Source organism: Geodermatophilus normandii (genome assembly GCF_003182485.1).
In the GTDB taxonomy this organism is placed as follows: domain Bacteria; phylum Actinomycetota; class Actinomycetes; order Mycobacteriales; family Geodermatophilaceae; genus Geodermatophilus; species Geodermatophilus normandii.
Genome location: NZ_QGTX01000001.1, coordinates 215562 through 240896, shown reverse-complemented (window position 1 = coordinate 240896; position 25335 = coordinate 215562). Strand labels below are relative to the sequence as shown.

Sequence of the window (25335 nt, the reverse complement as noted above, 5' to 3'; positions counted from 1 at the left end):
AGGGACGCGTGTTCGACTCGATCGGCTGGGGCGAGATCGTCGTCCTGGCGCTCGCCGCGTTGTTCATCTTCGGGCCCGAGCGGCTGCCGCACCTGGCCCGGGACGCCGCGGCCGGGCTGAAGAAGGTGCGCGAGGCGATCACCGGGGTGCGCGCCCAGGTGGACGAGTCCCTCGGCGACGACCTCGCCGGCCTGCGCGACCTCGACCTGCGCAAGTACCACCCGAAGACGTTCATCCGCTCCCAGCTGTTCGACGACGACGCCCCGCCGGTGCGCCGCGGCGACTCCGGGACGCCCGGCCAGGCGGCGGGCGCGACCGCGGCGAGCCTGGTCAAGCCGGCCTCGCGGCCGGCCGTCGTCGCGCACGACCGCAGCACCCCGCCGCCGTTCGACGTCGACGCGACCTAGTCCGGGCGCCCGCGGCTGCCCCGGAGCTGACTGCCCGGGACGACGGAGGCCCGGCCCCACGCGGGACCGGGCCTCTGGAGCGTCAGCAGGTCAGCGGCGGACGGGCGTGAGCCCCAGCGACATCCCGGACAGCCCGCGCTGCCGCACGGCCAGGGAGTCGGCGACCTTCGCCAGCGCCTGCGCGGCGGGGGTGTCGGGGTCGGCGAGCACGATGGGGGCACCGGCGTCGCCGGCCTCCCGCAGCCGGGTGTCGAGCGGGATCTGGCCGAGCAGCGGGACCCGGGCACCGAGGGTGCGGGTCAGCGCGTCGGAGACCGCCTGCCCACCGCCGGACCCGAAGACCTCCATGCGGGTGCCGTCGGGCAGCTCGAGCCACGACATGTTCTCGATGACGCCGACCACCTGCTGGTGGGTCTGGGTGGCGATCGCGCCGGCCCGCTCGGCCACCTCGGCGGCGGCCTGCTGCGGAGTGGTCACCACGAGGATCTCGGCGTTGGGCAGCAGCTGGGCGATGGAGATCGCGACGTCGCCGGTGCCGGGCGGCAGGTCGAGGAGCAGGACGTCGAGGTCGCCCCACCACACGTCGGCGAGGAACTGCTGCAGCGCGCGGTGCAGCATCGGGCCGCGCCAGACGACCGGGGTGTTGCCGGGGGTGAACATGCCGATCGAGATGACCTTCACGCCCATCGACTGCGGCGGCATGATCATGTTGTCGACCTGGGTCGGCTTGTCCTCGACGCCGAGCATGCGCGGCACCGAGTGGCCGTAGATGTCGGCGTCCACGACGCCGACCGACAGGCCCCGCTTGGCCAGCGAGGCGGCCAGGTTGACCGTGACGCTGGACTTGCCGACGCCGCCCTTGCCGGAGGCGACGGCGTAGACGCGGGTCAGCGAGCCCGGCTGGGCGAAGGGGATGACCGGCTCGGCGGCGTCGGTGCCGCGGACGGTCTTCCGCAGCTCGGCGCGCTGCTCGTCGCTCATGACGTCCAGGCCCACCTGCACCGAGGTCACGCCGGGGACGGCGGAGACGGCGGTGGTCACCCGGTTGGTGATGGTCTCGCGCATCGGGCAGCCGGCCACGGTGAGGTAGACCTCGACGCGCACGGCGCCCGGGTCGCCGCCGACGCCGATCTGCACGTCCTTGACCATCCCGAGGTCGGTCAGCGGACGGTTGATCTCCGGGTCCTGGACGGTGGCCAGAGCGGCATTGACGGCGTCGAGCGCCGGCGAGCCGGTCAGCGTGTCGGACATGGGGGATGTGTCTCCTTCGACGGGGGGACCCGGCTCGCGGCTCGCCCCGCACGGGCGGCGTCCTGCTCTCCGGGCCACCTGCCACTGTACGGCGGCGGGCACCGGGTGCCGCCCGGTGCGGTGGTGATGTGCTGCGCACCCGGCGCGAGCACCTGCAGGTCAAACGCCCCGGCGGGCGGGTCCCTTCCCGGCGCGGGTCGGCGGTCCCCTCCCGGCACCCGGCGGGTCGCTAGCCTCGGGACCCGTGCCCGCCCCCGCCCGGACCGCCGTCCTGCGCGACGCGATCGGGCTGGGCGTGGCCGTCGGCCTCTACGGCGTCGCCTTCGGTGCGGCCGCCGACGCCGCGGGCCTGGACCCCTGGCAGGCACTGGCCATGTCGCTGCTGATGTTCACCGGCGCCTCGCAGTTCGCGCTGGTCGGCGTCCTCGGTGCCGGCGGCGGCGGAGCGGCGGCCATCGGCAGCGCGCTGCTGCTGGGCACCCGCAACACCGTCTACGGCGTCCGGCTGGCGCCGCTGCTCGCGCCGCGCGGGCTGCTGCGCCGGCTCGGTCTGGCGCACTGGGTCATCGACGAGACGACCGCGCTGGCCGTGGCCGCTCCCGACCGCGGGCTCGCCCGGCTGGGCTTCCTCACCGGCGGCGCCACGATCTACGCGGTGTGGAACACCACCACGCTGGTCGGCGCGCTCGGGGCCGGCGCGCTGGGGGAGACCGCGCAGGCGGCGCTGGACGCCGTCGTCCCCGCCGCCTTCCTCGCCCTGCTCTGGCCGCGGCTGTGGCCGGGTGCCGAGGAGCCGGCCGTCGCCCGGCGGGTCGCGCTCGGCGGGGCGGTGGTGGCGCTGGCGCTCACGCCGTTCGTGCCCGCGGGCGTGCAGGTGGTGACCGCCGTCGTCGCGGTGGCACTCGCCGGCCGGCCCCGGGAGGCGGAGTGAGCAGCGGCGGGCTGTGGACGGTGGTGCTCGTCGGGTCGGTGGGCTGCTACCTGCTCAAGCTGGCCGGGCTCTCGGTGCCGGCGGCGTGGGTGGAGCGGCCGTGGGTCACCCGGCTGGTCACCTTCGTACCGGCCGCGCTGCTGGCCGCGCTGGTGGCGGTGCAGGCGGTCACGTCGGGGCAGGACCTCGTCGTCGACGGGCGCCTGGCGGGGCTCGCGGTCGCGGCGGTGGCGCTGGCGCTGCGCGCGCCGTTCATCGTCGTCCTGGTGCTGGCCGGCGCCACCGGGGCCCTCGTGCACGTCGTGTGGGGCTGACGTGGCCGCGCCGGCCCCGAGCTCGTCCACCTCGCCGAGGACCTCCCCGGCCGAGCCACCCCGGCTGCTCCCCGCCGCGCTGGCCGGGGTGCTGGCCGACGGAGCGGCCGAGGCGGCCGACGAGTCCGCAGGCGCTGCTGGGCTGAGCCTCAGGCGACGGGCTCGTGCCGCTCCCGGTCGGCCTTCTTGCGCGCCTTGCGCTCCCGCCGGTCGGCCTCGTCGGAGGCCTCCGGGGCCAGCCGGGTCAGCTCGCCGCGGATGAAGTCGCGGGTGGCCAGCTCGCCGATGGCCACCCGGAGCGCGGCGAGCTCGCGGGCCAGGTACTCGGTGTCGGCGCGGGTCTGCGCGGCCCGGGCACGGTCCTCCTCGGCCTGCACGCGGTCGCGGTCGGCCTGCCGGTTCTGCGCCAGCAGGATCAGCGGCGCCGCGTACGCGGCCTGGGTGGAGAAGGCCAGGTTGAGCAGGATGAACGGATAGGGGTCCCAGCGCAGCCGCACGGCGAAGACGTTGAGCGCGATCCAGACGACCACGATGAACGTCTGGACGGCGAGGAAGCGGCCGGTGCCGAGGAACCGCGCGATGCCCTCGGCGAACCGCCCGACCGCGTCGGGGTCGAGCCGCAGGTAGCTGCCGAGGCTGCGCGCCGAGCCGCGGGGGACGTCGAGCCGCCGGCCCTCAGCCACGACGGGCCCGCTCGCGCCAGTCCTCGGGCAGCAGGTGGTCGAGGACGTCGTCGACGCTGACCGCGCCCACCAGCCGGCCCTGCTCGTCGACCACCGGCGCGGCCACCAGGTTGTAGGTGGCGAAGTAGCGGGTGACCTCGGTCAGCGGGGCCTCCGGCCGCAGCGGCTCGAGGTCGTCGAGGACGCCGCTGACCAGCGTCGACGGCGGCTCGCGCAGCAGCGCCTGGATGTGCGCCAGCCCCAGGTAGCGCCCGGTCGGGGTGGCCGACGGCGGCCGGCACACGTACACCTGGCTGGCCAGCGCCGGGGTCAGCTCGGGCTCCCGCACACGCGCCAGCGCCTCGGCGATCGTCGCGTCGGGCGTGAGGATCACCGGCTCGCTGGTCATGATCCCGCCGGCGGTGTCCTCGGAGTACTTGAGCAGCTGGCGCACCGGCTCGGCCTCGCCGGGCTCCATGAGCTCCAGCAGCCGGTTGCGGTCGACGTTGGACAGCTCGGCGAGCAGGTCGGCGGCGTCGTCGGGGTCCATCTCCTCGAGGACGTCGGCGGCGCGGGCCTCCTCGAGGGTGCCGAGGATGGTGATCTGCTCGGCCTCCGGCAGCTCGCCGAGCACGTCGGCGAGCCGCTGGTCGCTGAGCGCCTCGGCCACCTCGTGCCGCCGCTTGATCGGCAGGTCCTGCAGCGCGTGGGCGAGGTCGGCGGCGTTGAGCTCGCGGTAGGTGGCGAGCAGCGTCTCGGTGCCCTGGCCGGTCTCCGGCAGCGCGAGGCCCGACACCTCGTCCCAGGCCAGCTGGTGCAGCTGCCCGCGGCGGCCGATGCGGCCGGGCTCCTGGACGGCGAGGCGGGTGATCTCCCAGTCGCCGGTGCGCAGCTGCTCGAGCCCCGCGTCGACGACGGTGGCGGGCCGGCCCGACTCGCGGATGGTCACCGTGCGGTCGAGGAGCTCGCCGAGCACCAGCGTCTCGCCGCGCCGCTGCTCGAAGCGCTTGAGGTTCAGCGTGCCCGACCCGAGCACCACCGCGCCCGGGTCGACGCTGGTCACCCGGCCCATCGGCACGAAGATGCGGCGGCGCGCCACGACCTCCACGACCAGGCCCAGCGCCCGCGGGTTCGCGGTGCCCACGCGCAGCGCCACGACGACGTCGCGCAGCCGCCCGACCCGGTCCCCGTTGGGGTCGAAGACGGGGAGCCCGGCGAGCCGCGAGACGTACGCCCTGGTCACCGTGCTCACGGTCGCCGAGGTTACCGTCGAGTCCGTGGCGAGCCCCGGGTCCGTGGAGTACGAGGTCGTCGACGTGTTCGCGCCGCGGGCCTTCGCGGGCAACCCGCTGGCCGTCGTGTTCGACGCCGACGACCTGACCACCGCGCAGTGCCAGGCGCTGGCCAACGAGTTCGCGCTGTCGGAGACGTCGTTCCTCTGCGCGCCCACCGAGCCGGGCGCCTCGTACCGCGTGCGGATCTTCACGCCGTACGCGGAGCTGCCCTTCGCCGGGCACCCGAGCGTCGGCGCCGCGCACACGCTGGTGCGCACCGGCCGCCTGGCCGCGGGGACGCTGCGCCAGGAGTGCGGTGCCGGGGTGCTCGACGTCGTCGTCGACGAGGCCGGCGCCACGCTGTCGGGCGGGCGGCCGACGCTCGAGGACGGCCCCGACCCGGCGGCCCTGGCCCGGGCGCTGGGGCTGTCGGCGGCCGACGTCGTGGGGCTGCCCGCGTCCGTCGCCGGCTGCGGCCTGCCCTTCGCCGTCCTCGCCGTGCACCCCGGTGTCGTCGACCGCGCCGTCCCGGACCCCGCCGCGCTCGCCGCCTCCGGGGTGGGGGAGGGCGTCTCGGTGCTGTCGTGGGACGGCGCGACCGCGTACGCCCGCGTGTTCGCGAACGACCTGCACTGGGGCGAGGACCCGGCCACCGGCTCCGCGGCGCTGGGCACCGGCGTCTGGCTGGTCGCCTCGGGGCTGGTGGCGCCGGAGGGGACGTCGGCCTACACGGTGCGGCAGGGCGAGGCGATGGGGCGGCCGTCGGTGCTGTCCTGCACCGTCACCGCCGAGGCCGGCCGGGCGACGGCGGCCACGGTGGCCGGTGCGGTGGTGCCGGTGGCCGCCGGCCGCATCCGCGTGCCGGTGAGGACCCCGTTGCCCGCACGCCCCGCTCCGCGCGGCGCGGGCCTCTGAACGGGGCCAGGAGCGCCACGGCGGCGCCGTCCCCGTGGGCGGTCCACCGCCCGGGCGCCCGCGAGGTGGGCCTGATGGCGGTCGCCGTCGTCGGGGTGTCGTTCTCCGGCCCGCTGACCGCGCTGGTGAGCACCTCGTTCCTCGCCATCGCCTTCTGGCGCAACGCCGCCGGCGCGGCGCTGCTGGTCCCGGTGCTCCTCGGCCGGGAGCGCGCGACGCTGACCGGGCTGCGCCCGCGGGACCTGGGCAGCTCGGTCGTCGCCGGGCTGTTCCTGGCGGCGCACTTCGCCGCCTGGCTGCCCAGCCTGTCGATGACGACCGTCGCCGCGTCGACGGCGCTGGTCACCACCACCCCGATCTGGACGGCGCTGGCCGCGCGCGTCTCCGGGGTGCGGCTGCCCGGGCAGGTGTGGGCGGGGCTCGGGCTCGCCGTCGTCGGTGCCGCGCTGATCGCCGGGGTCGACGTCGCGGTGAGCCTGGAGGCGCTCGCCGGCGACGGGCTGGCGCTGCTGGGCGCGATCTGCGCGGGCGGCTACATGCTCGCCGGGGCGCGCGCCCGCACGCGGCTGGCGACGTCGGCGTACTCCGTCGTCTGCTACGCCACCTGCGCGGCCGTGCTCGCCCTCGCGGCGCTGGGAACCACCACCCCGCTCGCCGGGTTCAGCGCGCGCGACTGGTGGCTGATCGCGGCGATCACCGTCTGCGCGCAGATCCTCGGGCACACGCTGCTCAACCTCGTGCTGTCCACCGTCGGGCCCACCGTGGTCGGGCTCGCGGTGCTGCTGGAGGTGCCCGGTGCGCTGCTGGTGGCGCTCGTGCTGCTCGGGCAGACCCCGCCGCTGCTCGCGCTGCCGGGGATGGTCGCCGTCGTGGCCGGGGTGGCGCTGGTCGTGCGGGCGAGCCGGCCGCCGACGCCGGTCGAGCCGGTCACCTGACCCGGCAGAAGGGGCCGTCCCCGCCGTCTGTCTACTCTCCGGTGGCCGAAGATCCCGACCCGCGGGGTCGTCCGCCCACCCCACCACCCCAGCTGGAGGCACCGTGGCCGAGCTCCGATCCCGTCGTTCCAACCTCGCCGTGCCGGGCAGCAACCCGCGCTTCCTGGAGAAGGCCAAGGGCCTGCCCGCCGACCAGGTGTTCCTCGACCTCGAGGACGCGTGCGCGCCGCTGGCCAAGCCCGGGGCGCGGAAGAACATCGTCGCGGCGCTCAACGAGGGCGGCTGGGGCGAGAAGATCCGCACGGTCCGGGTCAACGACTGGACGACGGAGTGGACCTACCGCGACGTCATCGAGGTGGTCGAGGGCGCCGGCGCGGACCTCGACTGCATCATGCTGCCGAAGGTCGTCGACGCCTCCCAGGTGGCGGCGCTGGACCTCCTGCTCACCCAGATCGAGAAGGCCAACGGCCTGGAGGTCGGGCGGATCGGCATCGAGGCGCAGATCGAGACCGCGCAGGGCCTGATCAACGTCAACGACATCGCCTTCGCCAGCCCGCGCATCGAGACGATCATCTTCGGCCCGGCCGACTTCATGGCCAGCATCAACATGAAGTCCCTCGTCGTGGGCGCCCTGCACCCGGACTACCCGGGCGACCCGTTCCACTACATCCTCATGCAGATCCTCATGGCCGCCCGCGCCCGCGGCGTGCAGGCCATCGACGGCCCGTTCCTGCAGGTGCGCGACGTCGACGCCTTCCGCGAGGTCGCCAAGCGCTCCGCGGTCCTCGGCTTCGACGGCAAGTGGGTGCTGCACCCGGGCCAGATCGACGCCGCCAACGAGATCTACGCGCCGTCGCAGGAGGACTACGACCACGCCGAGCTGATCCTCGACGCCTACGACTGGTACACCTCCGAGGCCGGCGGCAAGAAGGGCTCGGCGATGCTCGGCGACGAGATGATCGACGAGGCCAGCCGCAAGATGGCGCTGGTCATCGCGGGCAAGGGCCGCGCGGCCGGCATGAGCCGCAGCTCGGCGTTCACCCCGCCCGAGGGCTGAGCCCCGCAGACACGGGACGGCCCGCCCGGGAGATCCCCGAGCGGGCCGTCGTCGTCTGCGGCAGTGGTGACCGGGGACACGGCGACGGGCCGGAGGGCCTCGCCCATACTCGCCGGTAGCAACCGGACACCGGAGTCCCCGAGGAGTGAGCGTGGCCCGACTGGCGCAGACCGCCGACCTGACCGACATCCAGCAGGAGATCCTGTCGACGGTCAGGAGCTTCGTGGACAAGGAGATCATCCCGCACGCGCAGGCCCTCGAGCACGCCGACGAGTACCCGACCGAGATCGTCGACGGGCTCAAGGAGCTCGGCATCTTCGGGCTGATGATCCCCGAGGAGTACGGCGGCCTCGGCGAGTCGCTGCTGACCTACGCGCTGGTGGTCGAGGAGATCGCCCGCGGCTGGATGAGCGTCTCCGGCGTCATCAACACCCACTTCATCGTCGCCTACATGATCCGCCAGCACGGCACGCAGGCGCAGAAGGAGCACTTCCTGCCGCGCATGGCCACCGGCGAGGTCCGCGGCGCGTTCTCGATGTCCGAGCCGGGGCTGGGCTCCGACGTCGCCGGCATCCGCACCAAGGCGGTGCCGGACGGCGACGACTACGTCATCGACGGCCAGAAGATGTGGCTGACCAACGGCGGGTCCTCGACGCTGGTGGCCGCCCTGGTGCGCACCGACCTCGGCGCGGAGAAGGCGCACCAGAACCTGACGACGTTCCTGGTCGAGAAGCCGGCCGGCTTCGGCACCGTCGCCCCGGGCCTGACCATCCCCGGCAAGATCGACAAGATGGGCTACAAGGGCGTCGACACCACCGAGCTGGTGTTCGACGGCTACCGCATCGGCGCGGACATGGTCCTCGGCGGGCAGCCCGGCCGCGGCTTCGCGCAGATGATGGACGGCGTCGAGGTGGGCCGCGTGAACGTCGCCGCCCGCGCCTGCGGCATCTCCATCCGCGCCTTCGAGCTCGCGGTGGAGTACGCCCAGCAGCGGGAGACCTTCGGCAGGCCGATCGTGCAGCACCAGGCGATCGCCTTCCAGCTGGCCGAGATGGCCACCAAGGTCGAGGCCGCTCACCTGATGATGGTCAACGCGGCCCGCCTCAAGGACGCCGGCCGGCGCAACGACGTCGAGGCCGGCATGGCCAAGCTGATCGCCAGCGAGTACTGCGCCGAGGTGACCACGCAGTCCTTCCGCATCCACGGCGGCTACGGCTACTCCAAGGAGTACGAGATCGAGCGCCTCATGCGCGAGGCGCCGTTCCTGCTCATCGGCGAGGGCACCAGCGAGATCCAGAAGACGATCATCAGCCGCGGCCTGCTCAAGGAGTACGGTCTCCACCGCTGACGTCCGCGGTGTCCTCGTGCCCTGCACACGGTCGTGTGCAGGGCACGAGGACCGCGGGATCAGGTCACCGGCCGGGTCAGGTCGTAGACCGTCACGCCGTCGACGGTCCGGGCGGTGAACTCCTCCGCGACCCACGCGGCGATCTGGGCCGACGCGGAGCCGTCGCCGTCGTCGGCCGTCCCCAGCCCCCCGCCGATGAACCAGTGGATCTCGCCGTCGGCCACGTACTGCTGGAACTGCTCGAGCGTGGGGGAGGGGTCGCTGGCGTTGAAGCCGCCGACGGGCATCACCGGCAGGCCGGTGGCCAGCTGGTAGCCCGCCGCGTCGTTCGACCCGACCGTCGCGGCCGCCCAGGTGTAGGACGCCCCGTCCTCGGCCAGCAGCGCGGCGAGCTCGTCGCTGACCTCACCGGTGCCCAGCAGTCCGCCCGGGCCGCTCGGTCCACCGTCCCCACCGCCGGGCGGGACGACCGTGGTGGCGTCGCCCCCGCCGGGCGCACCCGCCGGACCGGGGACCTGCTCCCCGGAGCCGGCCGTGCCCGGCGGCGGGCCCCCGGTCCCCGGCTGCAGGACGGCGCCCGGGCCGAAGCCGTCGTCCCCGGACACCGCCGGCCCCGCGGTCGGGATGGCGCCGACGTGGGGCGTCACGGCCGTCTGCACCGCGTAGGCGACCGGGCCGCCCAGGCCGGCCAGGACGGCGGCGGCCGTGCCCGCCGCGAGGACGGCGCGGCCGAGCCGGTGGACGGCGAGCAGCACGACCGCCGCGGCCGGCCCGGCCACGAGCACGGCCCAGCGCAGCCAGGGCAGGAAGTCCGCCGAACGGCCCAGCAGCACCCAGGCCCACAGCGCGGTGCCGGCCAGTGCGACCGCCAGGACCAGCCGAGCCCAGGCCCGCTCCCGCCGCGACCACAGCAGCGCGCCGCCGATCGCGACCACCGCGGCGATCGCCGGGGCCAGCACCGCCGTGTAGTACTCGTGGAAGATGCCGGCCATCAGGCTGAAGGTCAGGCCGGTGACGCCCAGCCAGGCTCCCCAGGTGAGCAGCGCGGCCCGGGTCGGGTCGGTGCGCGGCGCCCGGCCGACGACGGCGAGGCCGGCGACCAGCAACAGCAGCGCGGCCGGCAGCAGCCAGGCCACCTGGCCGCCGACCGCGGCGGCGAACAGCCGGCCGACCCGGCGTCCCCCCAGCCCGGCGCGGCACCGACGTTGCCGATCTCCTGACCGGTCAGCCGGCCCAGGCCGTTGTACCCCCAGATCAGCTCCCAGACCGAGTCGGTCCGCGACCCGCCGACGTAGGGCCGCGCCGAGGCGGGCACCAGCTCCACGACGGCGACCCACCACCCGGCGGTCACGACCAGCGCCAGGCCGGCGCCGAGCAGGTGCCGGATGCGCCGGCCCAGGGTCGTCGGCGCGGCCGTCAGGTAGGCCAGCGCGAACCCCGCGACGACCAGCAGCGCCTGGAGCATCTTCGTGAGGAAGGCCAGGCCGACCAGCACCCCGACCAGCGCGAGCGCCCGCCCACTGGCCCGCTCGACGGCACGGGTCAGCGCGCAGGCCGCCGCGGTCAGCAGCAGCACGAGCAGGGCGTCGGGGTTGTTGAACCGGAACACGAGCACGGCGACCGGGGTCAGGGCTGCCACCGTCCCGGCGAGCAGCCCGGCGCCCGGACCGGCGACCCGGCGCACGGCCAGGTACAGCAGCCCCACGGTGGCCACGCCCATGAGCGCCTGCGGCACCAGCAGCGACCACGACGACAGGCCGAACAGGCGCACCGACAGCGCCATCACCCACAGTGAGGCGGGCGGCTTGTCCACGGTGATCGAGTTGGCCGCGTCCGAGGACCCGTAGAAAAAGGCCTCCCAGCTCTGCGAGCCGGCCTGGGCGGCGGCCGAGTAGTAGGCGTTGGCCCAGCCGGAGGCCGACAGGCCCCACAGGTACAGCAGGCCGGTGGCGCCGAGCAGGCCGAGCAGGGCCGGACGGACCCAGCGCGGGTCGGCGTCGCGGCTCCGCAGCAGGCGGGCGGCCCGGCTCCCGAGGGGTGCGGCGGGGGACGGGGGAGGCGGCACGGTGGCGGTCATCGCGTGGTCTCCGATCCGGGACGGGCAGGTCGCGGGGGGCCGGCGGGGTCGCCGGTGGGGGAGGTGCGGTCCGGGCGGAACACCCAGCCCCGGAGCAGCAGGAAGCGCAGCAGCGTGGCGGCCGCGTTCGCGGCGACGAGCACGGTCAGCTCGGCGGCCGGCGACGGGACGGCGACGAGGGCGTGCAGCAGGCCGAGCGATCCGCTGGTGAGCGTGAGCGCCAGGGCGAGGACGACCAGGCCCTGCAGCTGGGAGCGGCCGGCGCCGTCCCAGCCGCGGACGCCGAAGGTCACCCGCCGGTTGGCCGCGGTGTTGGCCACCGCCGTCACCAGCAACGCGAGCAGGTTGGCCGCCTGGGCGGGGACGACGCCGCGCAGCAGGACGAACAGCGCCAGGTGGGCAGCGGTGGACAGGACGCCGATCGCGGCGAAGCGCACCAGCTGGCCGGCCAGCGAGGCAGGGACGCCGGGCAGCAGCTCGGGCAGCGGCCGGCGGCCGATGGTGGCCCGCAGCCGGGCCAGCGGTAGCCGGCCGGTCGACAGGGCGCGCAGCAACCGCACGATCCCGGCGACGTCGGCCCTCGCCGTCTGCAGGACGTCGACCCGGCTGTCGGGGTCGTCCACCCAGTCGACGGGCACCTCGTGGATGCGCAGCCCGGCGCGCTCGGCCAGCACCAGCAACTCGGTGTCGAAGAACCAGCCGGTGTCCTCGACGAGGGGCAGCAGCTCAGCGGCGACGTCCGCGCGGATGGCCTTGAAGCCGCACTGCGCGTCCGACAGCGAGGTGGCCAGCGTGCGCCGCAGCAGCAGGTTGTAGCCGCGTGAGACCACCTCGCGCTTCAGGCCGCGGACGACCCGGGAGGAGCGGGAGAGCCGGGTGCCGACGGCCAGGTCGGAGTGCCCACTGATCAGCGGCGCGACCAGCGGCAGCAGTGCGGCGAGGTCGGTGGACAGGTCGACGTCGGTGTAGACGAGGACCGGTGCGTCCGAGCGCAGCCAGGCGGTGCGCAGCGCGCGTCCCCGCCCGGGCTCGGGCAGCGCGAGCACCTCGACGCCGGGCAGTTCGGCGGCCACCCGGTGCGCGATCTCGAGGGTGCGGTCGGTGCTGCCGTTCTCCGCGACGGTGATGCGGAAGGGGTAGGGCAGCGACCCGGTCAGGTGGGCGTGCAGACGGCGCAGGCAGGGTTCGAGGTCGGTCTGCTCGTCGCGCACCGGGACGACGACGTCGACGACGGGACGTCCACGGCCGGCGGCAGCGGCGCGGTGGTCCGTGCCGAGCAGGAGCGGTGGCATGACCCGGACGGTGACGACCGCAGCTGCGGCGTCACCGTGCGGCCGCTGGCAGCCGGCTGTGATCCGGGTCACGTCACGGGCCGGCCGCGCGGTGAGGCCCCTGCGGGCGTGCGAGCGGGAGGAGGGCGGCACCCGGCAGCGGCCCGGTCCGAGGCTGCGGGGGCGGGGGCGAGGGGGGTCCTCCTAGGGTCGGCACGTGCGAGCCGTGGGAGTGACCGAGTTCGGCGGGCCCGAGGCCCTCACCGTCGTCGACGTGCCCGACGAGCCGCTCGGGCCCGGCCGGGTGCGGCTGAGTGTGCGGGCCGCGGCGGTCAGCCCGACCGACACTCACCTGCGCAGCGGCGCCTACGCCGGGCGCGACCCGGTGAAGACGCCACCGTGGGTACCCGGCATGGACGCCGCCGGCGAGGTGGTCGAGGTCGCCGACGACGTCGACCGGGTGGCCGTCGGCGACGCGGTCATGGCGATCGTCGTCCCCTCCGGCGCGCACGGCGCCTACCGCGAGGACCTCGTGCTGCCGGCCGGCTCGGTGGCCCGTGTGCCCGCCGGTGCCGACGCCGTCGCCGCCTGCACGCTGCCGATGAACGCGCTCACCGCCCGTCTCGCCCTCGACCAGATGGCGCTGCCTCCCCGGTCGGTGGTCGCGGTGACCGGCGCGGCGGGCGCCTTCGGCGGCTACGTCGTCCAGCTGGCGAAGGCCGACGGGCACACCGTCGTCGCCGACGCCTCCGAGGCCGACGAGCGGCTGGTCCGCGACCTCGGCGCCGACGTCGTGGTGCGGCGGGGCGACGACGTGGCCGAGCGGATCCGCGCGGAGGTCCCCGACGGCGTCGACGGGCTGGCCGACGGGTCGGTGCAGGACGCGCTGGTGCTGCCCGCGGTCCGCGACGGCGGGAAGGTGGCCACCGTGCGCGGCTACCGCGGCGACGGGTCGGGCCGCGTCGAGGTGCTGCCGACGCTGGTGCGCCGCTACGCCGAGAACGCCGCCGCGCTCGACCGGCTGCGCGAGCAGGTCGAGTCCGGCGAGCTGACGCTGCGGGTGGCCCGCACCTTCGCGCCGGAGGAGGCGCCCGAGGCCCACCGCGTGCTGGCCGCCGGCGGGGTGCGCGGCCGCCTGGTGATCACCTTCTGAGGTCGCGGGGACCGTCGGATCCCTGTCAGGGTGGGGGAGACCCGGGCAGCGGTGCCCGGGCGCGAGCGCGGAGGTGCGGTTGATGGTGCACAGGCTGGTGGTCAGCTACGGGCAGCCCGACGACCCGGCGGCGTTCGACGCGTACTACCGCGACACGCACACCCCGCTCGCCGTGCAGATGCCCGGGCTGGTCCGGCTGACCACCGGACGCCCCCGGTCGATGGACCCCGCGCACCCCGCCCCGTACCTGGTCGCGCAGCTCGACTTCGACTCCGAGCAGGCCATGGGCGAGGCCTTCGCCTCCGACGAGGGCAGGGCGACGGCGAAGGACGTGCCGAGGTTCGCCAGCGGCGGCGCGGTCATGAGCCACTACGAGGTGAACGAGGTGCACGTCTCCCGGTGAACGGCGCCCAGGCCCTCATCCGCACGCTCGTCGACGCCGGGGTCGACGTCTGCTTCGCCAACCCCGGCACGTCGGAGATGCACTTCGTCGCCGCGCTCGACGACGTCCCCGAGATGCGCGGCGTCCTCACCCTGTTCGAGGGGGTGGCCACCGGCGCCGCCGACGGCTGGGCGCGCATGACCGGCCGGCCCGCCGCCACCCTGCTCCACCTCGGGCCGGGCATGGGCAACGGGCTGGCCAACCTGCACAACGCCCGCCGCGGCCGGACGCCGATGGTCAACGTCGTCGGCGACCACGGCCGCTCGCACAAGCGGCTGGACGCGCCGCTGGAGTCCGACATCGACGCCGTCGCCGGCACCGTGTCGGGCTGGGTGCGGCGGTCGCTGGCGCCGGAGGACGTCGCCGCCGACGCCGCGGACGCGGTCGCCGCGGCGGCGCGCGGGCAGATCGCCACGCTGGTGCTGCCGGCCGACGTGTCGTGGTCCGACGGTGCCGCCGTGGCCGACCCGCCGCCGCCCTGGTCCCCGCCCGCGCCGCCCGAGGCCCGGGTGGCCGAGGTGGCGTCGGTGCTGCAGTCGGGCGAACCGACCGTGGTCCTGCTCGGGGGCGACGTCCTGGCGAGCGAGGACGGGCAGCTCGCCGCGTCCGCCATCGCCGGGGCCACGGGTGCCCGGCTGCTCGCCGAGACCTTCCCGGCGCGGATCGTGCGCGGCGCCGGTCTGCCCGACATCGGGAAGCTGCCCTATCCGCCGGAGGTGGCGATCAAGGCGCTGGCCGGCACCCGGCACCTGGTGCTGGCCGGGGCGCGGTCCCCGGTGCACTTCTTCGCCTACCCGGGGGTGCCGGGCACGCCGGTGCCCGAGGACTGCACCGTGCACGTCCTGTCCGAGCCCGGCGAGGACGGCGTCGCGGCGCTGCGCGCGCTCGGGGAGGCGGCCGCCCCCGGCGCGGCACCGGAACTGCTGGAGGCCTCGCGCCCGGAGCTGCCGACCGGCCGCCTGACGCCGCGCGGGGTGTCGGCGGTGGTCGGCGCGCTGCTGCCCGAGCGGGCGATCGTGGTCGACGAGGCGATCACCTCCGGCGTCGGGATCGCCGAGCTGACCTCGGGCGCGCCGCGGCACGACTGGCTGGCCCTGACCGGCGGCGCGATCGGCGACGGCCTGCCGATGGCGGTCGGCGCGGCGGTGGCCTGTCCCGACCGGCCCGTGCTGGTCCTGCAGGCCGACGGCAGCGCGATGTACACGCTGCAGGCGCTGTGGACGATGGCCCGCGAGCAGCTCGACGTCACGGTCCTGCTGTACGACAACGCGTCCTACGCCATCCTGCAGGGCGAGCTGTCCCGGGTGGGCGCCGCCGGTGGCGGGGAGCGGGCCGGTCAGCTGCTCGACCTAGGCGGTCCGGCGCTGGACTTCGTCGCGCTGGCCACCGGGATGGGCGTGCCCGCCACCCGCGCCGGGACCGCCGAGGAGCTGGCCGAGCAGCTGGGCACCGCGCTGCGCGAGCCCGGTCCGCACCTCGTGCAGGCGGTGCTGCGACCGGCCGGCTGACCGGACCTCACCCGCCGGGGGGAACACCGGCCGGATCCGTTCCAGACCGATCCGTTCCACGCCGATCGCCGTGGCGTGACGCGCACCATCGATGGAGGCACCCGGGCCGCCGGCAGGAGCCGGCCGGCCCTGCGGCGTGCGCCCGTGCTGGTCGTCGCCCTCGTCGTCGTGCTCGCCGCCGAGGGCGCGGCGTACGGGACGCCCACCGGCACGGCGCTGTACTTCACGGTCGTCGGGCTGGCGGTGCTCGCGGCGTGGGTGGGCGTGGTCCGCGGGGGGCGGCAGCTCCCGGCCGTCCTCGTCGCGCTCGGTCTCACGCTGTCCGGCGCCGGGGACGTCGTCTGGCAGGTCCAGACATCCCTGACCGGGACGGGCGCGGACGTCGGCGTCGCCGACGTCCCGTACCTGCTCGGCTACGGGGGCCTGGCCGCCGCGCTGGCGCTCCTGGCCCGCAGCCGCCAGGCCGACCGCGACCAGCGGGTGGCCGGCTGGATCGACGCCCTCGTGGTGTTCGTGGCCGCCCTGCTCGTGGTCTGGCAGCTGTCGATCGCCGCGATCGTCCAGGACCCGACGCTCGGGGGTCTCGACCGCGTCGTCCTCTCGCTCTACCCGGCCCTCGACGCGGCGCTGATCGGCCTCGTCGTGCGGCTGCTGGCCACCCGCCGGCAGGGGGAGCGGGCCTCGCTCGCCGTGGCCGTCGCGTGCGCCTGCTGGCTGTTCTCCGACGTCGTCTACCTCCTCGACGTCGACGCCGACAGCTTCGGCTCGCTGCTCGACGCCGGCTGGCTGCTCGGCAGCGTCCTGCTCGCCGTCGCCGCCTGGCCCGGTGCCGGCGCCCGTCCTCCTGCGGGGGACGACGTCCGGCAGCCGGTGTCCGGCCTGGGCCGCCTGACCGTCTGCCTGGGCGCGCTGCTGGTGCCGCCGACGACGGAGCTGGTCCTCCACTGGACCGGCCGCGAGGACGCCGCCGGACCGGTGTTCGTCGCCATGGTGACGCTGACCGTCCTCGTGTTCGTGCGCGCGGCGCTGCTCGTGCGCGGTGAGGCGGCCGCCCGGGCGCTGGTGCGCACGCGGGAGCGGTTCGCCGCCAAGCTCACCGCGCACTCCTCCGACGCGGTCCTCGTCCTCTCCCGCGACGGGCGGCTGCTCAGCGACCCGGCCCCGCTCGCCACGCTGCTCGGTGCCACGCCCGCGGGCGTCACCACCACCGCCGACGCCGTCCGCCTGGCCGGCGTCGACCCCGAGCTGGCCGACGCGCTGTTCACCCGGGCGCTGCGGGCCCGCGGCAGCGTCGTCGACGCCGAGCTCCCCGCCCGGCACCGTGGCGAGGACCGCTGGGTCGGCGCGCGGCTGGTCGACCTCAGCGGCGACCCCGACGTCGGCGGCGTCGTCGTCCACATCACCGACGTGACCGGCCGCCGCCGGGCGGAGGAGGCGCTCGCCCACTCGGTGCTGCACGACGGGCTGACCGGCCTGGCCAACCGCGCGCTGTTCACCGACCGCGTGGGCCAGGCGCTGCGCCGCACGGTGCGCGGCGGCGGCTCGGCCGCGGTGCTGTCGATCGACCTCGACGGCTTCAAGGCCGTCAACGACTCGCTCGGCCACGCCGCCGGCGACGCGCTGCTGCGCGAGGTGGCGACCCGGCTGCGGACCGCGGTCCGCGCCGACGACACCGTGGCCCGCCTGGGCGGCGACGAGTTCGCCGTGCTGGTCGAGCAGGCCGGCGACGGCGACGACGAGGCGCTGCTCACCGCCGCCCGCGTGCTGGAGGTGCTGGCCCGGCCGGTGGCGCTGCCCGGCGGTGCGGTGACGGTGTCGGCCGGTGTGGGCGTGGCCGTGGGCCGCGGTGAGGTGGCGGGCGCGTCGCTGATCGGCGACGCCGACCTGGCGCTGTACGCGGCCAAGCTCGACGGCCGCGACCGGGTGCGGTCGTTCGAGCCCGGCATGCGCGCGGCGGCGACGGCGGCCCGCGAGCTGGAGCAGGAGCTGCGCGGCGCGGTGTGCCGCGGCGAGTTCCGGCTGGTGTACCAGCCGGTGGTCGACCTCGGCGACCGACGGGTGACCGGCTTCGAGGCCCTGCTGCGCTGGGAAAACCCGCGGCTGGGCCCGGTGACCCCCGACCGGTTCGTGCCGGTGGCCGAGGCCGCGGGCCTGATGGACGAGATCGGCGCGTGGGTGCTGCGGGAGGCGTGCACGACCGCGGCGGCCTGGCGGCACCGCCACCCCGGCGCCGGGCGGTGCACGATGGCGGTCAACGTGTCGGCCACCCAGCTGACCTCGCCGGACCTCGTCGGCTCCATCGCCGCCGCCCTGGCCGAGAGCGGGCTGCCGGCCGGTGCGCTGGTGCTCGAGGTGACCGAGACGGCGCTGGTGGGCGACCCCCAGCGGGCGGCCGCGTGCCTGTCGGCCCTGCGGGCGCTCGGCGTGCGGCTGGCGCTGTACGACTTCGGCACCGGCTACTCCTCGCTGGCGCACCTGCGGCAGTTCACCGTGGACGTGCTCAAGATCGACCGGTCGTTCGTCAGCGCCATGGCCGAGGGCGAGCCGCTGCCGGCGATCGTGCGCGGCACCATCGACCTGGGCCGCACCCTGGGCCTGGAGGTGCTCGCCGAGGGCGTGGAGCACGAGCACCAGGCGCGGCTGCTGGCCGAGGGCCGGTGCGACAGCGCGCAGGGCTACCTGTTCGCGAGGCCGCTGGAGCCCGGCGACGCGGAGGCGCTGCTGCTGGAGCGGGTCCGTCCCCGGGCGGGGACCGTGCCGCTGCCCCGGGCCCCCCGCGTGCCGGCCCGGCGCGCCTGACGCCACCGTCCGGCCGGTGGCGGACACCGGCGGCGCAGGCCACCCTCCAGGGGGGCGCCCACCCCCGGAGGGACGGGAGCGAGGGGGCGCGCGGGACCCCTGCGACACGTGTGGACCCCGGGGCGGACACCGGGGACCGATCGCGTTCGGCGATGGCATGCTCCCGCGGGCGGATCCGGCGGGGGAGCGCCGGGCCGGGTCCAGGCCGGGCGGTGTCGCCCCCGTGGACGTCGCCGCCAGCAGCCGCACGACCGACCGGGGACCGCATGCCGCACTCGACCACCGACTCCCGCGGACCGGTCCGGCCCGTCCGGGGACTGCCCCCGCTGCCGCTGCCCGCCGACGCCACCCGGCCGCTCGTGCTCGACCGCCCGCTCGCGCCGGGACGCCCCGCCGCGGCCCGCCGCCCGCCGCTGCCCCGCTGCCGTCGCGCCGCCCGTGCCCGGGGCGTCCCCGCGGCTCCCGGCTCCCGGCGCCGGTGGACGGCACGCCTCGGGTGACCGGCGTGGCTTCCGCCCGGACGTCGAGGGCCTGCGCGCGGTCGCCGTCCTGGCCGTCGTGCTCTTCCATGCCGGGGTGCCGGGCCTGACGGGTGGCTACGTCGGCGTCGACGTCTTCCTCGTGCTGTCGGGCTTCCTCATCACCGGCCTGCTGTGGCGGGAGCTGGCCGCGACGGGCACGGTGCGGCTCGGCCGCTTCTTCGGCGCCCGCGCCCGCCGCCTGCTCCCCGCCGGCATCACGGTGCTGCTGACCACGGCGGTCGCGGCGGCCTGGCTGCTGCCGCCGCTGCAGGCGCGCACCGCGCTGGGGGACGCGGTCGCCGCCGCGGTGTACGGCGCGAACTACGCGCTGGTGATCCGGGGCACCGACTACCTCGCGGCCGACACCGCGCCCTCGCCGTTCCAGCACTTCTGGTCGCTGGGCGTGGAGGAGCAGTTCTACCTGCTGTGGCCGGCGCTGATGATCGGCGTCGGCTGGCTGGCCTGGCGCGGGGGCCGGCGGCGGTCGGTCGTGCCGCCGGCGGCCGTGCTCGCCGCGCTCACGGCGGCCTCGTTCGCCGTCTCGCTCGCGTGGACGTCGTCCTCGCCCCCGTGGGCGTACTTCTCCCTGCCGTCCCGCGCCTGGGAACTGGGCCTCGGCGGGCTCGTCGCGCTGGGCCTGCCGCTGTGGCGCCGGCTGCCCGCGGCGCTCGCCGTCCCGGCGGGCTGGGCCGGGCTGGGCATGGTGGTGGCCGGCGCGACGCTGCTCGACGAGGGGACGCCGTTCCCCGGCACGGCCGCGCTGCTGCCCGTCGTCGGGACGGCGCTGGTGGTCTGCACCGGCGTCCGTCCTCGCCGCGGCGGGGTGGGCGGCCTCCTGTCGATCGGCCTGCTGCGGGGCATCGGCCGCTGGTCCTATTCCTGGTACCTGTGGCACTGGCCGGTGCTGGTGCTGGCCCCGTACCTCGTCGGGGACCTCGGGCTCGGGGGGCGGCTGGCCGCGGCGGCCCTCGCCCTCCTGCTGGCGGGCGCGACGCTGCACCTGCTGGAGAACCGCGTCCGCTTCGCCCGGTCGCTGCGGGACTCCGCCCGCCGCAGCCTGCTGCTCGGGGGCGGGCTGACGGCGGCCGGGGTGGCCGGCGCGCTGGTGGTCACCGCGCTCGTCCCGGCGCCGATCGGTGAGGGGGCCGCCGCCGAGGCCGCCACGCTGGAGGTCCCGGCGCAGCCCCCCGCCCCCGTCGCGGCTGCGGTGGACCCGCGGGACGCGCTGGTCGCCGACCTCACCGCACAGGTGCAGGCCGCCGTGGCCGGCTCGGCCGGGCTGGCCGCCGTCCCCTCGAACCTCACCCCGCCGCTGGCCGAGGCGCGGGCCGACGTGCCGGCCGTCTTCAACAACGGCTGCTTCCTCACCTGGCTGGCCGTCGAGCAGCCGACGTGCGAGTACGGCGTCCCGGGAGCGCCGGTGTCGGTGACGCTCGCCGGCGACTCGCACGCCGCGCAGTGGGTGCCGGCGCTGGAGCCGGTCGCCGAGCAGCAGGGCTGGCGGTTGCGGGTCGCCAGCAAGGTGACCTGCCCGCTGCTCGACCTGCCGATCACCAGCCCCTACCTGGACCGGGTCTACACCGAGTGCGGCGAGTGGCGGGAGCAGGTGGTCGCCGACCTGCGGGCGGCGCCACCGTCCCTGGTGGTGCTGGCCACGACCCGTCGCTACGGCGCCGACTTCGGGTTCCTGCCCTACGACCCCGTCTGGCTCGACGCGCTGGGCCGCATGGTGACCGACCTGCGCTCGACCGGAGCGGCGGTGCTGGTCCTGAGCCCGGTGCCCGACCCGCACGCGGTGGTGCCCTCCTGCCTGGCCGAGCACCTCGACGACGCCGGTGCCTGCACCCCCGACCGCGCGACCGGGGTGGACGAGGCGGGCGTCGCGGCCGAGGCGCAGGTGGTGCAGGCCGCCGGCGGGAGCTACGCCGACCTCACCGACCTGTTCTGCAGCACGGCCGAGTGCCCGCTCGTGGTGGGCGACCAGCTGGTGTTCCGCGACGACAACCACCTGACCGCGGGCTACGCCGCCTTCCTCGGTCCCGTGATGGGTGCCCTGGTGGCGCGGGAGCTGCCCGCCGGGTGAGCAGATCCGGGACGCCGCCGGGGCCCTCGTCCCCCGGCGCTGACGGGGGACACCCGGCCGGGTGGAGCCGGTCCCCGGCCGCGCACGCGCTGTCCACAGATCGGCTGACGAGCCTCCCGCGGAACGCCTGCGTCTCCCTATCGTCCCGTCGTCCCGAACGGGGTCGGGCAGGCGAGACGGGGGTGCGGTGCCGACTGCGACGAGCGCCCTGGAGGTCGTCGACGGCGAGGTGCGCGAGCTCATCCGGCGCCGCGGGCTCGACCCGTTCAGCGACCCGGCGCCGGTGCGCGTGCTGGTGCGTGACGTCGTCGCCGACTACTCCGAGCGGTCGCTGACCTCGGCGCTGCCGCCGATCGGCGATGCCGAGTCGGTGGTGCGCGACGTCCTCGACCGGGTGGCCGGGTTCGGGCCGCTGCAGCGCCACCTCGACGATCCCGAGGTCGAGGAGGTCTGGGTCAACGAGCCGGGCCGGGTCTTCGTGGCCCGCCGCGGCCGCAGCGAGCTGACCACGACGATCCTCGGCGCCGGGGAGCTGGCCGACCTGGTGGAGCGGATGCTGCGCAGCTCGGGACGGCGCGTCGACATGAGCCAGCCCTTCGTCGACGCGATGCTGCCCGACGGCTCGCGGCTGCACGTCGTCCTCCCCGACGTCACCCGGCGGCACGTGGCGGTCAACATCCGCAAGTTCGTGCTGCGCGCGCACGGCCTCGACGAGCTGGTCGCCACCGGCACGCTGACCCCGCAGGCGGCCCGCTTCCTCGAGGCAGCCGTCGCCGCGGGCCTGAACATCCTGGTCTCGGGCGGCACGCAGGCCGGGAAGACGACGCTGCTGAACACGCTGTGCGCGGCGATCCCGGCGCGCGAGCGGGTGATCACCTGCGAGGAGGTCTTCGAGCTGCGGGTGCCGCTGCCCGACGTCGTCGCGATGCAGACCCGCCAGCCCAACCTCGAGGGTGCCGGCGAGATCCCGCTGCGGCGGCTGGTCAAGGAGGCGCTGCGGATGCGGCCCTCGCGGATCGTCGTCGGCGAGGTGCGACAGGAGGAGTGCCTCGACCTGCTGATCGCGCTCAACAGCGGACTGCCGGGCATGTGCACGCTGCACGCCAACAGCGCGCGCGAGGCCGTGGTGAAGATGTGCACCCTGCCGCTGCTGGCCGGGGACAACATCGGCCACGCCTTCGTCGTCCCCACGGTCGCGGCCAGCGTCGACCTGGTCGTGCACGTGGCCACGGAGGCCTCGGGGCAGCGCCGGGTGCGCGAGGTGGTGGCGGTGCCCGGGCGGGCCGAGGACGGCGTGGTCGAGCTGGCCGACGTCTTCGCCACCCGGGAGGGCCGGCTCGTCCGCGCCGACGGCTTCCCGCCCCACCCCGAGCGGTTCGCCGCCGCCGGGTTCGACCTCGCCGCGCTGCTCGGGACGTCGTCGTGGAGCTGACCGGCGCGCTGCTCGGGCTGCTCCTCGGCGTGGGGCTGCTGCTCGTCTGGCGCAGCGGACCCCGGGCACCGCGGCGCGGCGCGACGCCACGCGGCCCGGGCCGCCGGGCGCGGCTGCTGGCCGAGGCGGGGCTGACCGGCATCAACCCGGCCCAGCTGGTCGCGCTGCAGGTCGCCCTCGCGGTGCTCGCGCTCGTCGTCGTCCTGCTGACCACCGGCACGGTCACCGTCAGCCTCGCCTTCGGCGTCTTCGCCGCCGCCCTGCCGCACGCGCAGGTGCGCCGGCTGGCCGCGCGACGGCGGGCCGACCTGCGCGAGGTGTGGCCGGAGGTGGTCGACAACCTGGCCTCGGCCGTGCGGGCCGGCCTCTCGCTGCCGGAGTCGCTGGCGGCGCTGGCCAGCCGCGGTCCCGAGGTGCTGCGCCCGCCGTTCGCCCGTTTCGCCGCCGACCACCGCTCCAGCGGGCGCTTCGGCGAGAGCCTCGACCGGCTCAAGGCCGACCTCGCCGACCCGGTGGGCGACCGCATCGTCGAGACGCTCCGGGTGGCCCGCGAGGTCGGCGGTTCCGACCTCGGCCGGGTGCTGCGGACGCTGGCCGGCTTCCTCCGGGAGGACGCCCGCGCCCGGGCCGAGCTCGAGACCCGGCAGGGCTGGGTGGTGCAGGCCGCGCGGCTCGCCGTCGGCGCGCCGTGGGTGGTGCTCCTGCTGCTGGCCACCCAGTCCACGACCCTGGCCGCCTACGACACCCCGCTCGGCACCGGGCTGCTGCTCGGCGGCGGCGTCGTCTGCCTCGTGGCCTACCGGCTGATGATGCGGATCGGGCGGCTGCCGCAGGACGTGCGGGTGCTGCAATGACGGTCCTCGGCATGTTCCTAGGCGGGGTCGCCGCCGTGGGCGTGCTGCTGGTCGTCACCTTCGCGCCGCCGTTCCGCGCGGTGCGGCTCGTCGACCGGCTGGCGCCCTACGTGCACGACACCCCGCCGCCGTCGCGGCTGCTCGGGACGGCGACCGCGCCCGGCCTGCTCACCGCCGCGCGCCGCGTCTTCGGCCCGGTGGTGGCCGACGGCGCCCGGTTCGTCGACCGCGTGCTCGGCGGGCGCGCCGCCGTCCGGCGCCGCCTGGACGCCCTGGGCGGCGAGCAGTCGGTCGAGGACCTCCGCGTCGAGCAGGTCGTGTGGGGCGGCCTCGGCCTGCTGGGCGCCGCGCTGGTGGCGGCGGTCGGCACACTGCTGGCCGGCAGCGTCAACGTGCTGTCGGTGGCGCTGCTGTGCCTGGCCGGGCTGCTCGGCGGCGTCCTCGGGCGCGACTGGTGGCTGACCCAGCAGGTGCGCCGGCGCGAGGACCTGCTGCTCGCCGAGTTCCCCGTCGTCGCCGAGCTGCTGGCCCTGGCGGTGACCGCGGGGGAGGGGCCCGCGGGGGCGATCGCCCGGGTCACGCGGCTGTCCGGCGGTGAGCTGGCCCGCGAGCTCGGCGGGGCGCTCGGCCGGGCGCGGGCAGGCGTCCCGCTGGGAACGGCGCTGCAGCAGGTGGCCGACCGGACGTCGGTCGACGCGCTCGCCCGCTTCGTCGACGGCCTGCTCGTGGCCATCGAGCGCGGCACCCCGCTGGCCGAGGTGCTGCGCGCACAGGCCGCCGACGTCCGGGAGGCCGGCAAGCGCCGGCTGCTCGAGGCCGGCGGCCGCAAGGAGATCGCCATGATGGTGCCGGTCGTCTTCCTGGTGCTGCCGGTCACCGTCCTGTTCGCCCTGTTCCCGGGGCTGATCAGCATCGTCTCGCTGGCGCGCTGAGCGCCGGTGCACAACGGAGGAGGACGACGCATGCGGGCCTGGGCCTGGCTGCTCACGACCACGGCGGCACTGGCCGCACGGATGCGGGAGGACGATCCCGAGCGGGGCGACGTCCCCGGCTGGGTGATGATCACCGTGATGACCGCGGCGCTCGTGCTGGCCATCCTCGTGCCGTTCCGCGAGGCGATCGTGTCGGCGGTGCAGAACGCGCTGGCCTCCGTCACGAGCGGTGGGTGAAGGACCTCGCTGCCCCCCACCGCTCGCAGGCTGGCGGCGGGCCCCTGCAGCGAGGCCGTTCCAGCGGGTCACCACCGAGAGGGGCAGCGCCGTCGTGGACTTCGTCCTCGTCTCGGTGCTCGTCGTCGTGCTGCTGCTGGCGGTGCTGCAGGTGGCGGTCTACGTGCACGTCCGCACCGTGGTGACGGCGAGCGCGCAGGAGGGCGCCCGGTACGCCGCCAACGCCGACGTGCCCACCGGCGCCGCCGCCGGACGGACGCTGGCGGCGGTGGCGCGGGCGACGACCGAGGGCACCGCCGAGGGGCTGGTCTGTACCGCGGCGGAGGAGGTCGACGGCACCGGCCTGGTGCTGGTCAGCGTGCGCTGCACCGGTGCGGTGCCGACGCTGCTGGCCGGGCTGGGGAACCTGCTGCCGCTGGACGTCACCGGCCGCGCGGTGGAGGAGGCCGCGTGAGGTGGGTGCGGGCGCGGCTGGGTGGTGGGGAGCGGGGGTCGGCGATCGTGGAGTTCGTCTTCGTGGCGCTGGTGGTGTTCGTGCCGCTGGTCTACGTCGTCGCCGGCTTCTCGGCCGTGCAGCGCGGGGTGTTCGCCGCGACGGCGGCCGCGCGGGAGGCCGGGCGGGCGCTGGCCACCGCCCCCGACGTCGGCTCGGGGCTGGCACGGGCCGAGCGCGCGGCGCAGCTGGCGGTGGCCGACCAGTCGGTGGAGGCCACCGACGTGCGGCTGTCCTTCGTGCCCGCCGGCGTCGCGTGCGACGACGCGGGGAGCGGCTACACGCCGACGCTGGCGCCGGGGGAGGAGTTCTCGGTCTGCGCGACGGTGACGGTGCGGATCCCGCTGCTGCCCGACTTCGTCGACGCCAACACCGCGACGGGGCAGTTCGCCGTCGAGACCGACCGCTACGTCGACCGCTGAGGCCGCGGCACCCGGAA

The 25335-nt window shown here is 76.2% G+C and carries 24 protein-coding genes; 18 read left to right on the top strand and 6 right to left on the bottom strand.

Features of this window, described 5'->3' with window-relative positions; genetic code table 11:
* Positions 1-8: 8 nt before the first annotated feature.
* Complete coding sequence (locus JD79_RS01260; RefSeq protein WP_110004073.1) at positions 9-407, top strand: twin-arginine translocase TatA/TatE family subunit; 399 nt, start codon at positions 9-11, stop codon at positions 405-407.
* Positions 408-497: 90 nt separating this feature from the next.
* Here the strand turns inward: JD79_RS01260 and JD79_RS01255 are convergent, their stop codons facing one another.
* Positions 498-1658, bottom strand: a complete 1161-nt coding sequence (locus JD79_RS01255; protein ID WP_110004072.1) for an Mrp/NBP35 family ATP-binding protein — start codon at positions 1656-1658, stop codon at positions 498-500.
* A 244-nt stretch (positions 1659-1902) separates the two neighbouring features.
* On the opposite strand from JD79_RS01255, the gene JD79_RS01250 reads away from it, so the two are divergent.
* The gene (locus JD79_RS01250) at positions 1903-2589 is read left to right on the top strand and encodes an AzlC family ABC transporter permease (protein WP_110004071.1); all 687 of its coding nucleotides are present in this window, start codon (positions 1903-1905) and stop codon (positions 2587-2589) included.
* The gene (locus JD79_RS01245; protein WP_110004070.1) at positions 2586-2903 is read left to right on the top strand and encodes an AzlD domain-containing protein; all 318 of its coding nucleotides are present in this window, start codon (positions 2586-2588) and stop codon (positions 2901-2903) included. The genes JD79_RS01250 and JD79_RS01245 overlap by 4 nt, the downstream gene beginning before the upstream one ends.
* A gap of 149 nt (positions 2904-3052) precedes the next feature.
* On the opposite strand, the gene JD79_RS01240 is transcribed toward JD79_RS01245, so the two are convergent.
* Both JD79_RS01240 and JD79_RS01235 read right to left on the bottom strand, forming a co-directional pair.
* Positions 3053-3586: a DUF1003 domain-containing protein gene (locus JD79_RS01240; protein WP_110004069.1), complete on the bottom strand. Its 534-nt coding sequence runs from the start codon at positions 3584-3586 to the stop codon at positions 3053-3055.
* Complete coding sequence (locus JD79_RS01235) at positions 3579-4817, bottom strand: magnesium transporter MgtE N-terminal domain-containing protein (RefSeq protein ID WP_110004068.1); 1239 nt, start codon at positions 4815-4817, stop codon at positions 3579-3581. Before JD79_RS01235 ends, JD79_RS01240 begins: the two co-directional genes overlap by 8 nt.
* A gap of 25 nt (positions 4818-4842) precedes the next feature.
* Between JD79_RS01235 and JD79_RS01230 the strand changes: the two genes are divergently transcribed.
* From JD79_RS01230 to JD79_RS01215, 4 genes are all read left to right on the top strand, one after another.
* Positions 4843-5754 (top strand): PhzF family phenazine biosynthesis protein, encoded by a 912-nt coding sequence (locus JD79_RS01230; RefSeq protein ID WP_110007295.1) that lies wholly within the window; start codon positions 4843-4845, stop codon positions 5752-5754.
* A 74-nt stretch (positions 5755-5828) separates the two neighbouring features.
* Complete coding sequence (locus tag JD79_RS01225) at positions 5829-6689, top strand: DMT family transporter (RefSeq protein WP_110004067.1); 861 nt, start codon at positions 5829-5831, stop codon at positions 6687-6689.
* A gap of 103 nt (positions 6690-6792) precedes the next feature.
* Positions 6793-7746, top strand: a complete 954-nt coding sequence (locus JD79_RS01220) for an HpcH/HpaI aldolase/citrate lyase family protein (RefSeq protein WP_110004066.1) — start codon at positions 6793-6795, stop codon at positions 7744-7746.
* A 151-nt stretch (positions 7747-7897) separates the two neighbouring features.
* Positions 7898-9094, top strand: coding sequence for an acyl-CoA dehydrogenase family protein (locus JD79_RS01215; RefSeq protein WP_110004065.1), 1197 nt, complete (start codon positions 7898-7900; stop codon positions 9092-9094).
* Between the two features lie 59 nt (positions 9095-9153).
* On the opposite strand, the gene JD79_RS24610 is transcribed toward JD79_RS01215, so the two are convergent.
* Genes JD79_RS24610 through JD79_RS01205 form a run of 3 tightly spaced genes read right to left on the bottom strand, consistent with a single transcriptional unit; the run spans position 9154 to position 12463 of the window.
* The gene (locus tag JD79_RS24610; protein ID WP_484098144.1) at positions 9154-10086 is read right to left on the bottom strand and encodes a mannosyltransferase YkcB-related protein; all 933 of its coding nucleotides are present in this window, start codon (positions 10084-10086) and stop codon (positions 9154-9156) included.
* 11 nt (positions 10087-10097) lie between these two features.
* Positions 10098-11171: an ArnT family glycosyltransferase gene (locus JD79_RS23265; protein WP_245899490.1), complete on the bottom strand. Its 1074-nt coding sequence runs from the start codon at positions 11169-11171 to the stop codon at positions 10098-10100.
* On the bottom strand, positions 11168-12463 hold the full coding sequence (locus JD79_RS01205) for a bifunctional glycosyltransferase family 2/GtrA family protein (RefSeq protein ID WP_110007294.1): 1296 nt from the start codon (positions 12461-12463) through the stop codon (positions 11168-11170). Before JD79_RS01205 ends, JD79_RS23265 begins: the two co-directional genes overlap by 4 nt.
* Positions 12464-12659: 196 nt before the next feature.
* Between JD79_RS01205 and JD79_RS01200 the strand changes: the two genes are divergently transcribed.
* The 11 genes from JD79_RS01200 (at position 12660) to JD79_RS01145 (ending at position 25318) form a co-directional block, all read left to right on the top strand.
* On the top strand, positions 12660-13595 hold the full coding sequence (locus tag JD79_RS01200) for an NADP-dependent oxidoreductase (protein WP_110004064.1): 936 nt from the start codon (positions 12660-12662) through the stop codon (positions 13593-13595).
* A gap of 82 nt (positions 13596-13677) precedes the next feature.
* The gene (locus JD79_RS01195) at positions 13678-13998 is read left to right on the top strand and encodes an EthD family reductase (RefSeq protein ID WP_110004063.1); all 321 of its coding nucleotides are present in this window, start codon (positions 13678-13680) and stop codon (positions 13996-13998) included.
* The gene (locus tag JD79_RS01190; RefSeq protein ID WP_110004062.1) at positions 13995-15545 is read left to right on the top strand and encodes an acetolactate synthase large subunit; all 1551 of its coding nucleotides are present in this window, start codon (positions 13995-13997) and stop codon (positions 15543-15545) included. Before JD79_RS01195 ends, JD79_RS01190 begins: the two co-directional genes overlap by 4 nt.
* A gap of 144 nt (positions 15546-15689) precedes the next feature.
* The gene (locus JD79_RS01185; RefSeq protein WP_110004061.1) at positions 15690-18344 is read left to right on the top strand and encodes a putative bifunctional diguanylate cyclase/phosphodiesterase; all 2655 of its coding nucleotides are present in this window, start codon (positions 15690-15692) and stop codon (positions 18342-18344) included.
* Between the two features lie 438 nt (positions 18345-18782).
* On the top strand, positions 18783-20948 hold the full coding sequence (locus JD79_RS01175; RefSeq protein WP_110004059.1) for an acyltransferase family protein: 2166 nt from the start codon (positions 18783-18785) through the stop codon (positions 20946-20948).
* A 187-nt stretch (positions 20949-21135) separates the two neighbouring features.
* Positions 21136-22380: a TadA family conjugal transfer-associated ATPase gene (locus JD79_RS01170; protein WP_211307815.1), complete on the top strand. Its 1245-nt coding sequence runs from the start codon at positions 21136-21138 to the stop codon at positions 22378-22380.
* Entirely contained in the window at positions 22371-23234 is an 864-nt protein-coding gene (locus JD79_RS01165; protein WP_245899488.1) for a type II secretion system F family protein, read from the top strand. Before JD79_RS01170 ends, JD79_RS01165 begins: the two co-directional genes overlap by 10 nt.
* Positions 23231-24166, top strand: a complete 936-nt coding sequence (locus JD79_RS01160) for a type II secretion system F family protein (protein ID WP_110004058.1) — start codon at positions 23231-23233, stop codon at positions 24164-24166. The genes JD79_RS01165 and JD79_RS01160 overlap by 4 nt, the downstream gene beginning before the upstream one ends.
* 30 nt (positions 24167-24196) lie before the next feature.
* Complete coding sequence (locus tag JD79_RS01155; RefSeq protein WP_110004057.1) at positions 24197-24403, top strand: hypothetical protein; 207 nt, start codon at positions 24197-24199, stop codon at positions 24401-24403.
* Positions 24404-24497: 94 nt separating this feature from the next.
* On the top strand, positions 24498-24857 hold the full coding sequence (locus JD79_RS01150) for a TadE/TadG family type IV pilus assembly protein (protein WP_245899486.1): 360 nt from the start codon (positions 24498-24500) through the stop codon (positions 24855-24857).
* A complete protein-coding gene (locus tag JD79_RS01145; protein ID WP_110004055.1) occupies positions 24854-25318 on the top strand; it encodes a hypothetical protein in 465 nt (154 codons plus the stop codon). Before JD79_RS01150 ends, JD79_RS01145 begins: the two co-directional genes overlap by 4 nt.
* Positions 25319-25335 lie beyond the last annotated feature (17 nt).